The 20,876-nt window shown below is 55.9% G+C and carries 17 protein-coding genes; all 17 read right to left on the bottom strand.

What is annotated here, in order from left to right:
- Positions 1-15: 15 nt before the first annotated feature.
- A complete protein-coding gene (gene tssC / locus CWM66_RS21225; RefSeq protein ID WP_107147216.1) occupies positions 16-1,491 on the bottom strand; it encodes a type VI secretion system contractile sheath large subunit in 1,476 nt (491 codons plus the stop codon).
- Positions 1,488-2,009, bottom strand: a complete 522-nt coding sequence (gene tssB / locus CWM66_RS21220; RefSeq protein ID WP_107147215.1) for a type VI secretion system contractile sheath small subunit — start codon at positions 2,007-2,009, stop codon at positions 1,488-1,490. The genes tssC and tssB overlap by 4 nt, the downstream gene beginning before the upstream one ends.
- A 1,571-nt stretch (positions 2,010-3,580) precedes the next feature.
- The gene (locus tag CWM66_RS21210; protein ID WP_158262958.1) at positions 3,581-7,384 is read right to left on the bottom strand and encodes a S6 family peptidase; all 3,804 of its coding nucleotides are present in this window, start codon (positions 7,382-7,384) and stop codon (positions 3,581-3,583) included.
- Positions 7,385-7,931: 547 nt separating this feature from the next.
- Positions 7,932-8,819, bottom strand: coding sequence for an EAL domain-containing protein (locus CWM66_RS21200; RefSeq protein ID WP_107147212.1), 888 nt, complete (start codon positions 8,817-8,819; stop codon positions 7,932-7,934).
- Positions 8,820-8,891: 72 nt separating this feature from the next.
- Positions 8,892-9,776 (bottom strand): fimbrial protein, encoded by an 885-nt coding sequence (locus CWM66_RS21195; RefSeq protein WP_158262957.1) that lies wholly within the window; start codon positions 9,774-9,776, stop codon positions 8,892-8,894.
- 235 nt (positions 9,777-10,011) lie between these two features.
- Positions 10,012-10,719: a response regulator transcription factor gene (locus tag CWM66_RS21190; protein WP_107147210.1), complete on the bottom strand. Its 708-nt coding sequence runs from the start codon at positions 10,717-10,719 to the stop codon at positions 10,012-10,014.
- A 202-nt stretch (positions 10,720-10,921) separates the two neighbouring features.
- Positions 10,922-11,497, bottom strand: coding sequence for a fimbrial protein (locus tag CWM66_RS28940; protein ID WP_158262956.1), 576 nt, complete (start codon positions 11,495-11,497; stop codon positions 10,922-10,924).
- Between the two features lie 425 nt (positions 11,498-11,922).
- Positions 11,923-14,646 (bottom strand): fimbria/pilus outer membrane usher protein, encoded by a 2,724-nt coding sequence (locus CWM66_RS21180; RefSeq protein ID WP_107147208.1) that lies wholly within the window; start codon positions 14,644-14,646, stop codon positions 11,923-11,925.
- Between the two features lie 20 nt (positions 14,647-14,666).
- Positions 14,667-15,413, bottom strand: a complete 747-nt coding sequence (locus tag CWM66_RS21175; RefSeq protein ID WP_107147207.1) for a molecular chaperone — start codon at positions 15,411-15,413, stop codon at positions 14,667-14,669.
- Between the two features lie 148 nt (positions 15,414-15,561).
- Positions 15,562-16,140 (bottom strand): fimbrial protein, encoded by a 579-nt coding sequence (locus tag CWM66_RS21170; RefSeq protein WP_107147206.1) that lies wholly within the window; start codon positions 16,138-16,140, stop codon positions 15,562-15,564.
- A gap of 58 nt (positions 16,141-16,198) precedes the next feature.
- Positions 16,199-16,747, bottom strand: coding sequence for a type 1 fimbrial protein (locus CWM66_RS28805; protein ID WP_146159944.1), 549 nt, complete (start codon positions 16,745-16,747; stop codon positions 16,199-16,201).
- Between the two features lie 510 nt (positions 16,748-17,257).
- Positions 17,258-17,845 carry a tyrosine-type DNA invertase gene (locus tag CWM66_RS21160; protein WP_071921411.1) on the bottom strand — a complete coding sequence of 196 codons (588 nt, stop codon included), beginning with the start codon at positions 17,843-17,845 and terminating at the stop codon, positions 17,258-17,260.
- Positions 17,846-18,337: 492 nt separating this feature from the next.
- Entirely contained in the window at positions 18,338-18,751 is a 414-nt protein-coding gene (locus CWM66_RS21155; protein ID WP_107147205.1) for a hypothetical protein, read from the bottom strand.
- 11 nt (positions 18,752-18,762) lie between these two features.
- Positions 18,763-19,248, bottom strand: coding sequence for a hypothetical protein (locus tag CWM66_RS21150; RefSeq protein ID WP_107147204.1), 486 nt, complete (start codon positions 19,246-19,248; stop codon positions 18,763-18,765).
- On the bottom strand, positions 19,233-19,775 hold the full coding sequence (locus tag CWM66_RS21145) for an HNH endonuclease (RefSeq protein WP_107147203.1): 543 nt from the start codon (positions 19,773-19,775) through the stop codon (positions 19,233-19,235). Before CWM66_RS21145 ends, CWM66_RS21150 begins: the two co-directional genes overlap by 16 nt.
- Positions 19,762-20,427 (bottom strand): hypothetical protein, encoded by a 666-nt coding sequence (locus CWM66_RS21140; protein WP_107147202.1) that lies wholly within the window; start codon positions 20,425-20,427, stop codon positions 19,762-19,764. The genes CWM66_RS21145 and CWM66_RS21140 overlap by 14 nt, the downstream gene beginning before the upstream one ends.
- Positions 20,417-20,875: a plasmid protein gene (locus CWM66_RS21135; protein WP_107147201.1), complete on the bottom strand. Its 459-nt coding sequence runs from the start codon at positions 20,873-20,875 to the stop codon at positions 20,417-20,419. The genes CWM66_RS21140 and CWM66_RS21135 overlap by 11 nt, the downstream gene beginning before the upstream one ends.
- Between the last annotated feature and the right edge of the window lies 1 nt (position 20,876).

The following is a 20,876-nucleotide window of genomic DNA, read 5'->3' as shown; positions in this document are numbered from 1 at the left end:
TCTTTGTTGGCTTATTTACTTCGGCATATCAAGCCGACCAACGAGTGATAAGGTGAATGATGAACCCATATATTTAAAGTGGGGTCTGACTTTAAGATTAACTTTATACCACCCGGGTTCATTCTCAACCTCACTTACTTCAATACTCGCCTGCCTCAGCGGACGACGACTACGTACACCATTTGCTGGATTATCCATATCCGCTACATACTGACGTAACCAGAGATTTAGTTCAGCTTCCAGATCGCTTCTTTCTTTCCACGTTCCCACATTTTCACGCTGAATTACTTTAATATAATGAGCCAATCTGCTTATTATATAAACATAAGGAAGTTGAGTGCTCAGTTTAAAATTCAGTGCTGCCTCTCTGTCTTCTTTACTGTTCCCAAAAAATTTAGCCTTCTGTACAGAATTTGCAGAGAAAAAAGCTGCATTATCACTGTTTTTTCTCATCGTCAGTGCAATAAAACCCAGGTCGGCAAGTTCGAACTCTCGTCGCTCGGAAATGAGTATTTCTGTTTGAATTTTATTCTGCAGTTCTCCCATTGCCTGATATGTATATACTGGTAAATCTTTGATTGCTCCGCCACCTTGTGGACCGATTATGTTTGCGCACCATCTGTAATTCGCAAAACTCTCCGTAATCCGGGTTCCGACAGCAAAAGCTGCATTTCCCCACAGGAAATCTGATTGGGGATCATGTGTGGTTTCCGTATAATTAAACTTACGAACCCGAACTGTATTCTCATGATAGGGAACCCTCAGAAGAAAAGCCGGTAACGTCAAGCCAATATACTTAGCATTATCTGTTTCCCGAAACGCGTTCCATTTAACAAACTGCGGTCCTTCGAAAATAGATGAAAGATCCTTGAGATTAGGGAGGTTTTCATAACCATCCAGACCAAAGAAATCGGATGAAGCCGCGCCAATAAACGGGGCATGCGCCATAGCAGAAACACTGGCAATACTGCTAAGCAGTCTCACATCCTCTGTACCCGGTCCAAAGCTGTAGTTGCCTATAACTGAGCCATAAGGTTGTCCCCCGAACTGTCCATACTCAGCACTGTATAAAACTTTATAATAACCAGATTTGGTAATATCTGATGCGTCGTCAAAATCATCAAGAAGCTTTTCCTTGCTGACATTCAGCATATGAATCTTGATATTTTCACGGAAATCAGTTCTGTCAACCAGAAACCTCAATGATCTCCAGGCTGATTCAAGTTTCTGAAACTCTACATTGTGCAATATTGCATCGAGTTGTTCGGAGAGTTTTCTGTCAATAGCTGCAATCATGGTATCAACAGTAGACTGAGTGATTCTCTTATCCGTATCAGCACCTTCACTAATAACTTCATTGATGAAAGTTTGAATTCCATATTTGGTTATACCATAGGCTTCATCGGCAGGGTTAATATGAGTCATTCCAGTAATCTGGTCAAGTATTGACAGATTAGCTTTTTGATCCCCATCTTCCATTTTATTCATCATGCGTTCTCTCTGTCGTCAGAACTATTCATTATATCCAGCTCTTTCATTATCATCAGACGGATCTGATCGTCCGAAACAAGCTCCTGAAGTTTTTTCCTGAACGCCGGTATATTACCAAGTGGTCCTTTTAATGCTTTGAGGGCATCTCTCATTGCGACAATTCGTTTGAGCTCTGGAATGTTTTCTACGAGTGCGTCAGGTGTAAAATCTTTTATTGAGTTGAACTTTATATTGATGGAAAGGTATTTTTCTTCGAGCCCTGATTTAGCGGATATCGTATCTGGAACCAGAGCGTTAAGTACTACATTATGAGCACTCATGACACTATCAAAATTATCTTTATCCACACTGACCGGATTCATGGATTCCAGTTGTCTATCATCTTCACTCAATATGTATTCACCAATTGCAAGTAACTTAAGAGGCAATTCTACAGAAGTGTTTTCATCCCCTGATGCTGGACGATATACAATGTTTATACGTTCTTTAGGGGCAACAGAACCATAATCTTTACTCATAGAACCACCTGTATCTGTCTTTTTGAGAGAAATCCCGTCAGAAAACTATCAATGTCATAGCTACCGCACAGAATTTTCAATATCCTGTGAGAATTATTTCGATTACTCTATTTCTATATCACGATGAGCTCACATTCAATTCCTTTGGCAATATTAGGATTTCAATTTGAAATGTTCTTAATTTTTGTCTTGAACTCCATTAGGTTTATTTTCTGGGCCAAGGCTATCAACATGCTAGACTGGATATGTAGGGGGCGATATAGTCATTCTATTTGCGAGTAAAGGATAGAAAAGCATTCTGTTCTTAGTAAGGTTACAAATGAATTGATTGTTACAATATATCAAAATGAAATAGAGCTTGCTCTATATAGGATTAAATACGAATGTTCTGGTACAATATCGTATCATCGAATTGGACCATTTTCGCTCATTCATTATCTACCTGTTTTTTATTTCGATTATGCAAACTGCCTTCTAGGACTTTCCTTGGCGTTATCGGGCCCTGAACTTCGGTGGAGTAAATTCTTACTAAGCAGAGCTAGATTCTGGTAATGGCTCTACCGACATACTTGTACTGTGCCGATCTTTATCATAATTGACCGAGTCTCTCTCACTATATAAGGCTATTTCAGCGCCAGATCCATGGTCAGAGGTTCCAATCGTTCAGCAACTCGGTAATGCTCAGCAGCCTTTCCGCCAGATGGCTCTGGCTGTATGTAGCAGCGAACACGTTCTAAGACAGGTCAGGAGAGAGAACATGTTGCAGAACGTGTATAGAGCAATGACCTTAATTTAGCGACGGGCCATCTGGCAGGAACACTTTCCATCTTTTGATGGTTGCGCACAGATCACGATGTTTAGCGGTGCGATAGCATTCGTGGTATCGATAGCCTTGCGGACATCCGGCGGATAACCTAAGAGCGTATTACGTATTAAGATTTCCCCTGTGGCCTTGTAAGCTTTTGCTGATTTACGGGCACTTCTCATCCCTGAACTCAGCAACCTCATCCAGCGCTATCAAGGCCACCTCTTCGGTGGAGCCTGATGAACCGCTTTCAGTCCACTGGTGACGGTTTTGTTGTCCTTCCTCACCACCTAAAACAGGTTGTTAGGCACCATATAAATAATGCACAACTGGAAAGATGTCTGCGGGTAGGCGATGTTGATGGAATCCGGGAATCCTTCTAACCGTCTACGCTGGCAACCAAGATGTCCTGAAGAGCATGGTTTTCCAGCCATGTCAACACGTTAAGCCGGAACTTTGTACCTTCACTTTCGTCCAGTCACATAGCCACTAATTCTTTCTGGTCTTCGGCATTGATACCCAGCACCAGAAAGACAGTGTGTTATCACGCTGCAATGCTGAAGAGCTGTGATGATGATACAGCCCATATAAACAATGAAATACAGCGTTCCATCTGCCGATTTTGCCAATCGGTGACTTGCTTTCTTACGTCACTGGTGACCTTCGATATCACAGTTGGTGACACGGCAGCGTCGTATATCCCTTGGTCAGTGTTTTATTTACTTATTTATTACTTTCCGGACAAAAGGTTCCTCAATTCCATCTGTCAAAATGCCAGTTGAAAGCCTGCAGTACCTGCTTTCTCGTGCATTCTTCCATCATCCCGAACATTCACTTCCAGACTGATATTCAGCGCTGTCGTTAGCTTCCCCTCAAATCCTACATAGCCCGATGTTCGCTGATATCCTGGCGTATCGTAATGTCTGGCTTCTTCCTGATCACGTAACTCCACCCCGGGCAGAAGCGTAACCCACTGACGGGATACCCCACCTTTCAGTACCAATGACGTCCCGTCTCCCGTTGCCAGAAGATGACGCGCGTCAAGACCGGTGCCGTACATCATCATTTCCCCGGACTCGCGTTTCAGGCCATTTCCCTGCCCGGCCAGCTCGCTGCCGATCAGATACCCCGGCGTTACCGCTGCCCACGGTAAAAGGCTGCTGTTGCCATCGGCCGAACGCCACTGCCATCCGATACGTATCCGGCCCGCAAAACTGTCGATATCCATTCTGCCAGGTGAAATTTCCAGTAAGGGATCAGGCTGTAGCCAGGGAGACAACCGAATGTACTTCAGGTCCGTATCAGCAAAAAAACCCTCTTCTCCGAAAAAAGCAGCGTAGACACCGAGACTTCCCGCCTGCAGGTTTATCTGCCCAGTACCTTTATTACTGTTCTGACCCTTAACGGCGCTTGCTGACAGCCCATACAGCAGGTGTTCTGACTGGGTATCAACACCTATATCTAGGCTCTGCCAGGTACTGTTTTGCCCGTTTCCTGAGCCTTTCACTGTGCTGAGGTTAACCCACGAACCGGCGGTATTCTCTGATAAAAAGAGATCAATCGTCCGGCGGGATGTGTTTCCGGTCATATCCAATAATACTGGATTGACGGATGCAAGAAGGACACGGGTGGAGCGGATCAGTGGCTCATTGTCCGTACGAATGAACCAGCCATTATCCGGGTTGTTGCCGGTACCGGAGTTACCCCCCGAGCCCGGGTTGTTGCCGGTACCGGAGTTACCCCCCGAGTCCGGGTTGTTGCCGGTACCGGAGTTACCCCCCGAGTCCGGGTTGTTGCCGGTACCGGAGTTACCCCCCGAACCCGGGTTGTTGCCGGTACCGGAGTTACCCCCCGAGCCCGGGTTGTTGCCGGTACCGGAGTTACCCCCCGAGCCCGGGTTGTTGCCGGTACCGGAGTTGCCCCCCGAGCCCGGGTTGTTGCCGGTACCGGAGTTGCCCGCACTATTATGGTGTAACACCCACTGGACTTCTCCATTCTGTTCCGTCACCCGGTAATCCGGGGTGTAAATCGAAAATCCCCGGTTTACTGATGGCAGCGAAAAATAATCGTGCACTGTACCCAAAGGGGCTGAGGCCAGTAAAAGGTCTGTTGTAAAGTTAACAGGCTGATTATTATCCAAAAATAGCCTGACATCGAGAATGTTATTACTGCCGGTTGCTTGTTGAAGAATACTCACCTGGTCATGTTTGCCTGACTGTGGAGAGGCACCCATCAGAACAGTGAGTCCACTGGCCTCAAGGCGTCCAACCCTCAGTTCGCGTCCCTCTGAAGAAGCCATATTAATGATGCTACCAGGGGCTGCAAGCAGGGAGCCAATCTGGCTTCTTCCGGTCATTTGCCACAAGGAATCACCTGCCAGTGCCAGGCCAGCGCTGCTGGTACCCTGAAGGGCTCCCGACCAGACCGTCTTCCCGAGCAGCAATTGTGACCGGTCGCCGAGTGTGATGTTTCCTTCTGCACTGGCTGTGGGTAATGTTGCATGTTCCGTAGAAGTTCTCTGCGGTCGGCTGCATACAGGGCTTCCTGTGTTATCGTCGGTATAGCAACGCCATACCCGCCGCGCAGGGCTGTCGTCATCCCGGAATCCGAGAATAACCATGGCATCCTGTCCGGCTGTCATCCCGTCGCGCAACCGGAGAGAGGCATACTCCCCCAGATGAAAAGACGCATTATTGGCCACGTTCACGGCGTTCAGACTGAAAGCAGCTGTCCGCCAGTCATCGGGAAGGATAACATTGCCCGCGTGCAGCACCGGACTCCCGGAAAGTAGTAGCGTCCCATCTGAGACAGATAAATCCCCGTTCAGGGCCGCGCCTCCGGTCAGGGCAAGAACACTGAATTGTTCATACCCTGACGCTGTGGGAGACCATGTCAGACTCAGTGGACCATTTAGGCGTTGTGCATCATTTTCTCCCAGCATCCCCTGAAAAATATGCTGATTACTCTGCCAGTAGGGGCCGGACATATTGAGAAGTTGTGCCCATTCCTCCAGTGAATAGCCGGTCACAGTGATAAGGGACGGAGATGAGGAATGGTTCACCAGTTGCGCGCCGTTGTCCACATTCCGTATACGGTGAAAGTTCAGGTTATTGCCATTAAGATCGAGCCGTCCGCCACGAAAACCAAAATAAATGTTGTCAGGATTAACCTGGTCTGCGCTCCCCAGCACCACTACCGGGCGACCACTGACGATATCCACGACGCTGAAAGCCTGCCGGTGGCCGCTGCTGTCCATTTGCTGATTCAGTATAACGGTCCCGTCGCCCGCGCTAAGTTCACCCGGGTTAATACCCACAGCGTTTATTAACAGTGTTCCCGTACCAAGCTTGTGCAGACTGTCGCCACCCAAACCGTTAACCTGCCATGTCACGTGGCTGTTAGGTGCGGTGATGATTCCGCCTCCCACCCACGTTTCCTGCCCCCGGGGAGCCACCGTCCAGTCACCATCAAAAGTCAGCGAACCTGAGTCCTGGTTAACTGTGTTATCCAGCACGATCCGTCCACCACCATAAAGCGTCAGGTCACGTCCGTAACCCGGGCTATCTGGACGCAGCCCGTATAAAACGAAATTGTCGTTACCCTGAGCCAGAACGCCTCTGCCACTGTTGGCATCAAACGTCAGATGAATGTCCCCCATGGAGGGGTGACTAAGATAGGGGACTGGCGAAGTATTATTGGTCTGTACCTGCCTGATATAATCCGGCGGCACGATTGTCCACAAATTGTTCTTGCCATCAATACCCATGTAATAACTCAGTACACCTGCAATCACCCACGTATTGCGTAGTGAGTCCCAGGCATACAAAGGGGAACCGCTGTCACCTGGCAGACCGTAAGTACCCAGAGGACCGGTGGTCGGGTCATAAAGCAGTCCGGAATTGCTCGAAATAAGGGATCCAGAAACGTTATCAGGTAACGGAAGTGTACCACCCGTCAGATAGTTGTACGCACCGCTGAGCTCCCTGAGAGTACCATCCGGGGCACGGGTATCCTGGGTGCCGGTACCCACACGGTAGAAAGTAGTGAATCGACTGCGATCCATAAGCACGCTGTAATCGGTGGTATCCAGAACACTCTGAGGTACCACCTCAGTTACGAGCTTATTAAGACGGGGGACGTGGACATCCCAGTCAGGATGGTCGTTACGCGTCACTATGGTATAAGTGGTGCGGTGGTAGTCCGGATTTCCCCCGCTGCCACCAAACTGTACGCTCTGGTACCCCCCATTATGCCGGACGCTGGTAATGTACTGTGGGCTGATAAGAGTGGCAACTCCGAGTAGACGGTCAACGGCACTGAAATCAGGCATCGGTGCCTGTTGCAGTACGCCAACCTGTCTGCCGTCTTTATCCCTGATGACAAGCCCCTGTGCGCCCTGGATAAATTGTCCTTTATTCTCGGCAAAATCCCGATAGGTCTGGTAATCAATATCATCCCTCACGATGGATGCCTCAGCCGCCGACAGCAAGAGCAAAGGAAGGATCGCCACGACGAAAGGGCTCAGATGTTCAATCCTGAGTGATGATGGTGATAATAAGTTAATGCGCATTCCTGACCTCATTGTTACAGACTGAGACTGCCAGTTACTGCAGTTCTCGTTTTGCTGTCGTTCGTGTCGCTCGGTTCCCGTTTTCCTGACCATGCAGACGAGAACGGGGCGACAGGCTCCTAAAAAAGATGCAGGCCCATTATGGAAAGCCACCATGGACTGTTAACAGGTCCATCACAAGGACCCGGCCTGATGGGAAATTCATCTCATCACGGTCAGGCATGGTGACCTCCGCTATGGTCAAGCAGGACAGGGAAGGACAGGGGGCCGTGGCCGTCCCGTTGCGGGTCAAGGGAGTAGACCGTGTCCTGCGGTGCTCCGGGCAGCGTGGCTCCTGTAGGGACGGTCACGCCCTGCACACGGACCTGGTGCGTCGCGGTGGTCAGGGTCACCGTCAGGGCGTGCAGCTCTGAGGCCGGGGGCCGCATGAGCGCCTGCAGGGGACGCACGACTGGATGCCGACCCGGCCGCGGCGGACCGGACTGCAGTACCGCCAGCACCGGCAACAGCAGCAGGAGACCTGCGGCGAGGTGTTTCATCCGCAGGCTCACCGGGCACCCTCCGCATCCGGCAGGCCGGCTGGCAGGGTGGCAAGTGCGGCCAGAGTGACTTCCGGCCAGAGCCACCCCTGGCAGGTGTCCACGCCGGCGGACAGGGCCGTCTGCATCAGGGCGCGGTCCTCCACCCCTTCGGCCACTATCCGGGTGTCCACGGCTCCGGCCAGGGCGGCAAGCGCCTGCAAAAAGTACACGCCTTCCGGCAGGGCCGCCAGGTCGCGAAAGAACAGCCGGTCCACTTTCACGGCCTCGAACGCTCCGGACATCATCCAGGACAGTCCTGTTGCACCGGCACCGAAATCATCCAGCCACAGCGGGGCCAGGGGGCGCAGCCCCTGGAGGAGCGGGTCATGCTCGGGTGACGTGTCCGGGCTGAGAAACCGTTCGCTGACCTCAAGGCGCAGTGAAGGGGACAGGGCCTGAACCACCCCGGCCATGTCCGGCTCCCCGAGCAGGCGCAGGGCGAGTCCGCGGCTGATATTAAGGCTGACCGCCACGCCGCGACGGCGGCACCATGGCATGAGCAGGGTCAGCACATCCAGTTGCCAGTGCAGGATGCGAAGCTGCTCGGCCTGTGGCGCCTGGGCAAAAAACATCTCCGGCGCGGCAGGCGCGCCGCTGTCCCGGTCCTGCAGACGGCTTAGCATTTCCAGGGCGGTCAGACGACCGTCCGCTCCCCACAAAGGGGCGAAAACCGGCGTCAGTTGCCAGACCCGCCCGAAGGCGGGGACGGTCAGGGGAAGTACGGACGGCAGCGCGGGCGTACTGATGAGGGCGGGTGTCATGGGCTGTATTCTCCCTGCCGGCAGCGCAGGGCTGCCGGCGAACGCTGTGGAAATCCGGTGCACAGACAACCCGGATGTGTTGTTTTTGTTCATCCGGCTGTGCACCACGGTATGACCGGCTCCCTGGTGAGGCGCCGCACTGAGGGTAATCACTGTCCGGCCCGGTCAGTTCACGGCGAGCGTGAGGGTGAAGGTACCCTGCACCGTTCCGCCGCTGACCGGCTGTCCGGACTGGCGCACCATGCGCACGCTGAGGGTCTGCGTGGCGCCGGGTGAGGCCGTGCTGCTGCCCTGGGTAAAGGCCGCCTGGCTGACCGTGCCGCCGCCGGCGCTGACACGGGTGGTGCCATCAAGTACTTCAATGGCAACGCCCGTGGCCGTGCCGGTATTTTTCACCAGCGTGGGGTCCGTGTCAGTCTGCGGGGTTGAGAGGGTCAGGGTGGTGCCGCCGCTGAGCGTGGTGTCTGCCGGGCAGGTTATCTGCGCCTGAACATCCCGGCTGGCGCTGTACCCGGCGCTCATCATCTCCGCGACCCCCGTGTCCGGCAGCACGACCAGGCTTTTGTCAGTCGCCAGCGTACAGGCCGCCGTCACCACCGGGGCGTTACCGACGGTGAGGCGCAGGGTGGGGGCCGCCCAACTGGGTCTGACTGCCGAATCCAGTACCACCGAGACCACCACCCCTGATGTGGTCTTCCCGGTCGCGGCCGTGCCCGGGGCGCGGACCAGTTGCCAGTCAACGGACTGCCAGTCCAGCCCCTGCGTGTCCCCTGCCGAATAGGCAGAGGACAGAAAAGCGGAGGCACCGCTGGTCGCGTGATATTTCAGGCGTATCCCGATGCCCGGGGCGACATAGCGTAGCCCCGAGCCCGCATCTGACGTGCCGGCGCTCCAGTTCACTTCCGTCAGGGTTACCACCTGCCCGGTGGTATCATTACGGCAGGTAATGGCCGGTACAGTCACGGAGCCGGAGGCCAGCACGGTGCCGGCAGTCGCACTGACGGGGATGTCCACCGTGGCCGGCAGCCCCAGGTCAGCGTCTTTTGTCACGTCACTGCCCCAGCCGGTACAGGTGTCGGCCCGGGCGACGCCGGACAGCACCAGGCTCAGGGCCAGACAGGCCAGGAGGGCGGCGAGCCGGCGGCAACCGGCCCGGCCACGCAGGAACGGCAACCGGACGGGGTTCTGACAGGTATTCACGGGGACTCTCCTTTCGCCACTGCCGGCAGAGGGGGTTATCCGGTGGTCCCGGCCCTGCCGGTCCACCGCTGCAATATTCATCGGGTCATAACGGATCATGTCTTTCTCCGGGTAACACGGATGGCTGCGGGCTGATGCCGGCCTCATGCTGCATCTGCGCCAGCCGCCAGGTGAACGCCCCGGTTTCCGGGTACCCCACCTGCAGTGAAATATTCCGCCGCCATGTCGCCACCGTTTTGTAGCTCACGTTCATTGCCCGCGCCGACGCCTTCAGCCCCATCCCGTCCATCTGCGTCACCAGCCACTCGAGCTCCCGCGGGGCCAGTTTCAGATCCCGCACCAGCGCCAGTCCCTCCGTGACCGCCGGGCTCAGCACCGTGCCCGGCCAGGACTCCCCCGTCATGCGCACGGCCTGGCGCAACACACTGAGGGATTCCCGGCGCAGCGTGATGACCGACGGCCTGCGGTTCAGCATCACCTTCAGCAGCAGCGGGTCCGTCAGATCCGTGCAGACCATCACCCGGCAGTGCCCGCGCCCGAGCGGCGTCTGCAGCGCATCCAGCAGTGCCAGTCCGGCGCTCAGGGGCTCCCGGTCGCTCAGCAGTTCGGTGATGATCAGCATCCGGTGGCCCGCGCCGGCCTCCAGCAGCCCGTGCAGGGCCTGCAGCGTGTTGACGTACTGGCCGGGGCCGCAGCCACACGCCTCGCCGGCCAGTTCACAGAGGGCCCGCCCGGAGAGGAAGCAGCGGTCCATCACCACCACCCGGTCAAAGTAACGGTCAGGTCTGAACATGGCGGACAGCCCCCTGTCGTCCGGGCCGCCGCACCGGGGTCCCGGTTTCCGGCACATCAGGCCAGGGGAACAGCAGCGATACCTGCCCGGGGGCCGGAACAGCCTGGGGGCACACGCCCGGAAGGGCGGTGCGGATTATCTTTTCCATGGTCTCTCTCCTGTCCGGCGTGCCGGACGACTGCGGGTTATCATCATGTGGCGGTCAGTTCACGGCGAGCGTGAGGGTGAAGGTGCCCTGCACCGTTCCGCCGCTGACCGGCTGTCCGGACTGGCGCACCATGCGCACACTGAGGGTCTGCGTGGCGCCGGGTGAGGCCGTGCTGCTGCCCTGGGTAAAGGCCGCCTGGCTGACCGTGCCGCCGCCGGCGCTGACGCGGGTTGTGCCATCAAGTACTTCAATGGCGACACCTGTGGCCGTGCCGGTATTTTTCACCAGCGTGGAGTCCGTGTCAGTCTGCGGGGTTGACAGGGTCAGGGTGGTGCCGCCGCTGAGCGTGGTGTCTGCCGGGCAGGTTATCTGCGCCTGAACATCCCGGCTGGCGCTGTACCCGGCGCTCATCATCTCCGCGACCCCCGTGTCCGGCAGCACGACCAGGCTTTTGTCGGTCGCCAGCGTACAGGCCGCCGTCACCACCGGGGCGTTACCGACGGTGAGGCGCAGGGTGGGGGCTGTGCCGCTGGTGTTTCCCGCCGCATTCACGCCCACCCCAACCAGTATCCCGCCGGAGGTTTTGCCGGTGGCGGCCGTGCCGGGCATGCGGACCAGCTCCCAGTCCACGGACTGCCAGTCCAGCCCCCGTGTGTCCTGGTTGTAGCCCCCGGCATTGGCAGAGGGCAGGACAGCGGATGCATTCCCGGTCGGGTGATATCTCAGCCGTATCCCGATGCCCGGGGCGACATAGCGTATCCCCGAGCCGGCATCCACCGTGGCGTTGCTCCAGGTCACATCCGTCAGGGACACCACCTGCCCACCAGTGTCACGACAGACGATGGCCGGTACGGACGTGCTGCCGGAGGCCAGCACGGTGCCGGCAGTCGCACTGACGGGGATATCCACCGTGGCCGGCAGCCCCAGGTCGACCTCTTTCTCCAGGTCACCGCCCCAGCCGGTACAGGTGTCGGCGCGGGCAGCGGCGGGCAGGAGCACCAGACTGAGCACCATGCAGGCGAGGATGCGGGCCAGGTTGTTCAGTATGCCTGTGCTCACGGGCACTCTCCTTTTGCCGTGACCGGCAGGTGCTGTTGTTCTGCTGTGCGGATGGCGGTGTCACTGAGGGCGAAGGCCACGCGGCAGGTGCCTGCGGCTCCCTCGCCCCAGGTCACGTTCAGGGTGCCGCGGTCCGGCATCCCGGTGAGCCACGCCTGGCCGGCATCACCGACGATACCGCCCGGTGCCGCCCGGCCACTGCCGGTGGCTGGCGTGTCACCCCCGTCGCGGGCCAGCGTCACGGTGGCACCGAACGGCAACGGGCGTCCTCCCCGGGTCAGGGTTATCAGGACCTGGTGGCCCACGGTGGTGTCGTAGACGGCAGCCGCCACGGCCCCGCGGGTCGGGATGACCTCCCGGCTGGTGTCGCCCAGCGTCACGTTCTGCCCGGTGGTGAGCAGGTCGAGGTCGTAACGGTTGCGACGGTATGGCTGGGCCGCCACCACGGCGTTCCCCCACCAGTCGGTCTCAATGCCGGTCCCGGATTTCACCCTGACGCCGGCCGCCCCCGGGGCGTGGATAAGGGCAAGGGTTTCACCCGGACTCTGCCCGGCGGTCAGTCCGTATTTTGTGGCGACGAGGACACCCTGCAGGCCGGCGCTCACCTGGCGGGTGTCACGGATCTGGCTGTACCCTGCACTGACTTTGGCGGCCCGGCCGTTGTAGTTGGCATTCAGGTTAGCGCTGCTGCTGTTGCTGTCACCGTTATCACCTCCGGCACGCACAGCGGTCTGCCCGGCGCTCAGAGCCAGGCGGTTATCCTCCAGCAACGTGCCGCCCACGGTGTTGCTGAGGGTCTCCCGTCCATCGTTGTCCCGGGTCAGTGTGGTGGTGCTGTACAGGCTGTGGTTTGCCTCCGGCCCGTAGAGCCACTGCGATAGCGGCAGGGTGACCATCAGGCTTACCAGACGGTCGTCCTTCTGTGTGCTGCCCGGCCAGCGGCTGAGCTGCCAGCCCAGACCGAGCCCGACCCCCTTCACGGTCCAGTTCCAGTTCGCGGAGACCGACTCCTGGTCGCGGTCCAGGTCCCAGAAGGTTTTGCGGGAGGCATTCAGCCCGACGGAGCCAAGCCAGTCCCCCAGGGACTGGTTCAGGTTGACCTGCATCTCCTGGCGGGCGCGGCCGTGCACCACCGGGGTGGCCACGACGCCGTCCGGCGTGAAGGTGGTGATGATGCTGCGGCGGTCGGCCAGCGCGTTTGCATCCGTGAAGCTGTAGTAGCCGCGCGTGGAGTAACGGTAGGCGGCCAGTGTCAGGGTGGTGCCGGTTTCGGTCACCGCCTTGGAGTAGCGCAGACGCCAGGACTGCCCGGTGGAATCCGTGGTGCTGCCGGCGTTCAGCGGATCAGCGATGCGGGCCTTCGCCACCGTGACGTCGGCAGACAGCGCCCCGGCCACGCCGAGCATCGAGCCGAGTCCGAGGCTGCCGGCCTGGTAGCCGTCCGCGCCCAGAAGGCCGCCGTATACGGTCAGGGCGTACGGCAGTCCATAAATGGCGGTGCCCTGCAGGAACTGCGGCTCACGGGTGTCGGTCCCGCTGCTGCGCAGTTTCCCGCCCGTGAAGGCGTAGCGCAACTGGCCCTCGCGCTGCATGACGGCAACGGAAGAACTGCCCTGGACAAAGGTGCGTGTCGTGCCGTCCGCTTCGCGGACCGTCACATACAGGTCGCCACTCAGTGAGGCCACGGGCAGGTCGGTGATGGCAAACGGTCCCGGGGGAACGGTGGTCTCGTAGACCACGGCACCGTTCTGGCGCACTGTCACCCGGGCGTTGCTGGTCGCGTTGCCGCGGATAACCGGAGCGAAGTTGCGTAAAATGTCGGGGTACATCTCCTCGTCAGTGGCCAGCTGCACACCGCGAAACTGCACGCTGTCGAACACGTCGGAGGGAGTGTAGCGGTCGCCAATACTGAGCAGCCCTTTCACCGCGGGTACCGGGCGGTCAAGCCAGGTGTTGATGGCCTGCCAGCGCTGCGTCACCCGCCGTTCAGTGGTGTCCAGGCTGTCAGCATTACGCGCCAGCGCGTTATAGCTCCAGGTGGAGAAGTTGTGCGCGCGCCAGGCGCCGAGGTTGAGACTGTTGTTCAGGGAGAGGAACGCACTGTCGCTGTCCTGTGAGCCGGCCCGGCGTGCGCTGCTCTTCCAGGCGCTGAGGTTGTAGTCCACGATACCGGCATTCAGCCCCTCGTCCCAGAAGCGCGGATCGGTGGCACCGGCAAGCGTGCGGTTCATGGAGAGCTCCGGCACGGTGACGTCCAGGCGCTGGCGGCCGAAATCAAAGCGAGCCTGTGCGCCGGCGACGTGATTCAGGATACCGGGAACCGGACGGTCACCCGCCTCTGGTGCCATGTTCAGCTTGCCGTCGGCAGCAATGGCGTCAGGTTTCACCCCGGCCGCCAGCAGGCTGTTGACCGGCCAGGACGGCGTGAGGCTCCCGCCCGGACCGTCCGCAGTGAGGACCGTGTCCTGTTTTGCAATAAAGGTGCCGTTGACGTACACGTCCACCGGATACGTACCGGGCAACTGCTGGCCATTCGCCAGGCGTTGCAGGGCTTTCTCGTCGACGCTGCTCCCGCCGCCGGTACCCAGCAGCGACGGGTTGAACCAGCCGGTCTCCGCCCGGACAGGGGCGCAGGTACCGGCCAGCAGGACACAGAGTGCGGCCGCCAGCGGCGTTAAAGGCGACCCCGGCACCGTTTCACTTCCTGTTCTCACACGCATGTGCTCGCTCCCGGTTGAGGTTACTGCAGGGCCGTGGTCAGCGGCGGGGTCAGGCCGCCGAAGTCGGTGATGGTGGTGTACGTCACCTGGCCGGACGCGCCCGCTGGCAGCGGCCAGCTCTGGGTACCTTTCGGTGGCACCATGCGGTTATCCGGGTCAGACAGGGTGATGCCGCCCACTTTCAGGGTCTTGACGGTGATGTGGTAGGCCGACGGGTTCACTGCCTCAAGGCGGTCACCCTGGCGCTTAAAGGTGATCTGTTTATACGCGTCCGCCGGGACGCCGGTCAGGCCTGCCGGGCGCCAGAACAATTTGATGCTGTTGATGAAGGCGAACTGGATGTAATTCGTTTTCGGGTCCGGTTTTTCGGTCTGCGGGATGGCCTTGACGTTGAGGCTGAACACCGACTCCCGGTCTGCCGGGAGGTCGCCGCTGGCACGGCGGACAAGCACACTGTTTTCGCCTTTATCCAGACGGAAGAGCGGCGGGGTCACAATAAAGGTGCCCTGCGCCAGCGGGGCAGACTTCTCCCAGCCGCCCTGGCCCCGGTAGTTATCGGCCCAGGACTGGATAAGGAATGGTGAACCGGAACTGTTGATGACCCGCACACTGGCCCCGCCGTCCTTTTCGTTATAAATCACGCGGGTGTTGCCAAGCGAGATGCCGCCCTGGTCACCGGGGGCGGCCTGTGCGCTGCCGGCCGCGAGTGTGGTGGTCAGCAGCAGGATGAAAAGCGGAGCCGTCATGAAGCGCAGTCTGTTGTACATGGTCTGGTCTCTGTCGTGACGCCGGGCAAAGGGAGGCCGTCCGGCCCCGGGCCGGCTAAAAAAGTAACCACTGAAAAGACCGCCCGTACGGGCGGTCCGGGTGATGTCTGGCGGTGCGGAATGGTTTCCCGGCCCGCACGCCGTCACATCAGGAGTAGGTGAAGGTCACTGTTGCCGTGCCCGCCACTGTGCCTGCTGTTGGAAGGGTAGCCTTGACCAACGGAACAATCTGGGCACCCAGGTAAAGGGTGCCACTGGTGGTGGTCGCCGAGCCTACTTTCGCTAGGGTGGCGACGGCAGAAGCAGTGCCAACCGGCAGTACACCTGCCGGGGTGGAACTCACGGAAGTAGCACCCAGGAAGCCGATGCCGACATTGGTGGCAGTTCCGGTATTAGCAATCACTGCACTGGTGCCGTAACCGGTCACATCCGAACTTGCCGTGGTGCCACCAACAGTAGCTGTTGCTTTTGTCAGGCTGCTGTCACAGCCACTGATGCCGAAAGAAAAAGCTACAGGCAGCAGATTGGTGGCATTCTGCAACTGACTGTCGCCGTTGGGGGTTAAGGCTACAGTCTTGTTGACGTCACTGGACGCCACGGTACAGGTCTGAGTTGTAATTTTGCCACTGACGTTAATTACTGACGTGGGCGAGGCAGCAAGTGCACCGTGGGCGGCAACCAGCAGGGCGGTAGCCAGCAGGGACTTTTTAATCATGGAGTTGTTCATGGACATTATCCTTTATTAGAGCCTGTGTTCTGTTTAGTTCTAAAACGTGATTGCCGGATTAACTCCAGGCAAAGGTCAGGGTAAAGCTGCTTGAGTAAGTACCCGCTGTAGCAGCCTGATTGTTAGCGTTAGCTGCTGCGGAAACGCCCACTGGGATCGAAGCTGAACCATTTGTTACGGCAAAGTTTTGGTTACTGATTACTGAGCCATTAACTGGGACTGACGTTTGAGATGGGCCGGCGAACAAAATTAAGTTAAGCCCCGTTGCAGTGCCGGATGCCGGAACGCTACGGTTGGTTTCGGTGGCACTGTAGCCGGTGTATAACGAGCCTGTAGTCTCTCCTTTAATGATTTTCACATTTGAGATAGAAGCAGGGCAGCTTGAGAAGTTAATCGTTGTTGATGCTGACTGGCTTGTTGCACCCGCTGCTAATAAGGCTGCTGAAGATATATCAGGAATAACCAGAGTTTTTGTTGCATCCGATGCATTCATGGTGCATGTGCTGGATGTTACGGAACCGGTAAATGTCAGGTTCGAATCCACCGCCATCGCATTGGCTGATGCCAGCGCGGCCATCAGTGCGGAAAGCGCAATGATCTTTTTCATACTGTTTTCCTTTAAGTAAATTAACGTTTCATGGTCATGAAATGCACAGCGGTTAGCGCGTCTGCCCTGAGCCGGCAGGTAAAACTGGCTGAAAGCAAGTCCGCGTTTCCGCTCGTTTTTCCCGCACTGATGAAACAGTTGGGGCCAAACTGTTTCATCATATTCCTGACCGGAATAATGATATTTTGTGGAATTAAATGCTGATAATGGATGGTGTCGATGGAATGGTGGAATAATATTCTGTCTGTCGGCGTGCTGAGGGGAAAAGAGCAGAACCGTGACAGCTCACAGAGCGAAATGACGTCCGGAGAGGTATGCAAATTGTAAACGCGGGGTAAATTTCAGGATTTAAAAATTAATTAAAATACAGTCACTTAACGAATGGAGTTAAAAAAATCACAACAAAGTATTGCCAAAAAAAAAGATTTATCCGAAACTGTAAACAGTTTGGCCCCAATTGTTCACTCTCAGGTCAATAATTAACCGACTCTGGTCTGGTTTCTGTCCATCTCAGGAATTATTATTCCTGTCAAGAATATTCTCTTTATCCCAGATACCCGCAAACCGTGCCGCATTCCCTGCCGTGTACCGTACAGTATGTCTGATGTTTCGGTGCCCCAGATAATCCTGTATCAGCCGCGTGTCCGTGCCCCGTTCGGCCAGTTCATAACCGCAGGCGTGTCTCAGCATATGCGGGTAGGTCCCGATGACGGTCCCGGCTTTCTCGCCCGCCTGACTGATGACGCGCCAGGCCTGCTGGCGCGAAAGCCGGCTGCCACGCCGGGAAATGAACACCCGCTCCGGCTCGCGGTCAGCCTTCCACGCGGCGCGCTCTTCCTTCCAGTGCCTCAGCGCCCGGAGTTCGTCCTTCATCAGGGGATGAATGGTCGACAGACCGTTCTTGAGGCGACGGATGAAAATACGCCCCTCATCCAGGTCCAGGTCCCTGAAGTTCAGATTCAACAGTTCACTGATGCGAAAACCGTGGCGGAAAGCCAGCAGAATAAGGCAGCAGTCGCGGGCGCCGGTCGTGCCGTCCTGTACCACCGCAATCAGTCCCTCCACCTCACGCATGGTCAAAAATTTACGTGCTGTCATGTCATACCTCTCTAATACCTTTACGGGCCTCAGACACCCGTAATCAATGGGCTGAAAATCAGCCGGGGCGGGATAATACAGCAGAAAGGCTAAAGTTAAGTAAATCACTCACTGTCCTTTGAAAAAGCACCAGGCCGTAAAGGCGGACGTTTTCTGAGCGTGAGCCACTGCAGGTTTGCACTTTGGTATTGTGCTGTAAAGCCTTATCAGGCCTGACAGCACTGGCTGCACCCTGAGGTGTTTTAAGCCTTACGAATGAAATCACTCACGAATATCAGATCGCGCTGTCGCGGCCGGCTGAGCAGATTATCGGACCGGGGGATTTTCCGGAGCCGGCTTTCATACAGACTGATTCGGATGATAACTACCGGAACTGTTTTTTATACGTCAGCTCATTACAGGGGGAACGGGAATGTCCTGCTGCAGACGGGATGCATGAACGCTCAGACTGAACAAAAGCAAAAGGCCACGAATCATTGTGGCCTTTTCTTTTCACATATCTGAAAAGACATCGATGATTTCGGATAAAAAAATGAGGATTATTGGGGCAATATAGCTGCCAACAAAAGCAAGACGAAATAAATCTAAGTAATTGTCAGTGAAAGGTTTTATCTCCCACGTTACGAATGCAACCAGAGTTGCTATACATGCCACTAAAATATAGCCGGCAACAGGACTGAATAGCTTCATAAGAAGTACAGGCCATTTTTCATCATTCTCACACAAATAGAGAGCAAACCCAAATATCCATACAAATGTTAACAGGATAGTAACCCGCCAGCTTATGTATTCCGAAGGAAATATATTTCTTTTCATCAGGGCATACCAGAATAGTAACTCCATACCATATATGGCTAATGGGATCGCAAGCAAAAATAATCTTGAATGACTGACGTTAATTTTCATTCTGTAGCCTTTTAACCCAGATCATCGTAGAACGGGTCTACAATAAAAGAACCATGCTTACCGGCGACGGCTCCTGGTTTTGTCCGTAAAGCATAAATAAATATTCGCAGCGGGATTTCTCTTTTCAGCAGAAGTCTGGTCAGCCTGAAGGTATAAATACAGTGGTGATAATACTTCATACCTGTATTATCTCTGGTAACCGCTGAATGGCCACGAAGTGGATTGTCGAACTCATAAATGTTGATCGTGCCTTTTTCCGGATATTCGGCTGATGATATGTTCAGCCCATACTTAATGCCGTTGCAGTCGTCCGTCAGCACCTCTCCAACCCACAGAATACCCGCCGTAAAATCGCCGTAGATTTTACCTCCGTCACCGCATTGTGAGCAGATGCATTCGATAGCGTCAGCGTTCAGGTGCATTTGATCCGGAACCAGTTTCCACCCCTTCAGTTTGGCAATTTCTTCCAGCCGCTTCCGGTTTAGTTTTGTGGACATACGGCCTCCTGCTGCTGATACTGTTCGAACCAGAACACCACCGGCTTATCGACGATCTCGATCACTCCAAAGCGCTCTGCGGTCCGGAAATTGACGCTGTATGCGCGGGCGCGCTCTACCTGCTGGCTGATTTCTTTTCTCATCCCTTCAACGCTAAATGTACCCTTGAACAGGTTGCACGGTGCGCAGGCGGGAAACAGGTTTTCTATTGTGTGCATCTCAGGATGCATGACTTTTCCTGTGCTTCTGGTAACGTGCGTTACTCCGCTTCCAGCTGGTGCCAGCACGTATTCAAAATCGCGGCGCACAGGTTCAACGTGATCTGCATGCCAGCCTTTTTCCGGAAGAACGCAACCGCAGTATGCGCAGCGGCCGCCAAACTTCATGCGTAATTCTCTGCGCTGCGCTTTGGTGATTTTCTTCCTGGGCCTGGAGAAACGACCGTCAGGAACTTCCACTTTAGGCCGCTGCTTCGGCAAATCAGGCAGTTCAATCATCATGCCTTCACGATTTTTAACCCTGGGCATGCCTACGCCCCCTGGGATTGATGCCGGCTGCAGACAGCACGAAATCGCCAAAATCCGTGGTGAAGCTGATCCGCCCCGAACGCCGTAATAACCCGATCTTTTCAAGCCGTTTCACCTGTTCTTTCTCAAGATCATGACCACCTGATTCCGGATCATCACAGCATTCAGCAAAGCGGTTCAGCGCGGTAATATCATCGTCAGAAACAAATGATCGCCACGGCTCCGTATTAACGCTCCCTGTCCGTGTTTTCAGAATGGCGCCTGCGATTTGAGAATATTCAGCGCGACGTTGTTCGCTGTACTGTAAACGTGCATGCCACCCCATCAGGTAAAATGCATAGAATGTCCCGTTATCCCCGGCTTTCCAGTGTTCTGTAGGGAGGTCTTTCGTGATTTCACGCCATGCCCACTCCCGGCAGTAGTCTGCGTCTGTGGTCTCTTTGAAGTCGAACGGAGCAACCGGGCGGGCTTCAGGATCGGCGATGCGTTGGCGCAGTTGCGCATTCTCTGCATGATCAGCTTCACGACCTTCCAGCAGGGTACAAAATTCGAACCATGTGATTACTGGTGCGAAAAAGCCGTTTTTTCGTGTCTCAGCTTTATTGCGGCTATGATTTCCCCGACCATCTCGTTTTTGTAAGTCATGCCGCACCGCCTTTCGTCGTCATGATTGTGATGGCGAAAGGGATATCCGGGGTACCATGAGATGCTGAGTTTTCAATCACAAAGCCTACTTCGTGGACCTTCTCACAATCGCGGTATCCTTTTTCGTATTCCTCGTCCTCAGGCAATACATCAAACACTGAGCGGGCCAGGACTTCCTGTTCAGTATTCATCGCTATGTAGCAATTGTTTTCATGCACAGTAAGGGAGCCATTTACGTGGCGCAGGAAAACCATGTCAGAACCAAACTGGCCAACGTGTTTACGCACCTGTACGCAGTAGCCAACGCGCGCAGAATCATCCTTAAAATTGGGGCCAGTCACTACAAATTGTCCCTGTGCCGGGTTGCCGGGATGGCGGATCATTCTCTGGTAGTCTGCCAGTTCAACAATGCGGGCCAGCGTTAATTCAGTTTGCTCTTTCATGTGATTAGCCATC

It is taken from the genome of Kosakonia sp. H7A, from assembly GCF_003028445.1.
GTDB classification, from domain to species: domain Bacteria; phylum Pseudomonadota; class Gammaproteobacteria; order Enterobacterales; family Enterobacteriaceae; genus Kosakonia; species Kosakonia radicincitans.
The sequence above is the reverse complement of the archived record's forward strand: the minus strand, read 5'-3'. Positions and strand labels throughout refer to the sequence as shown.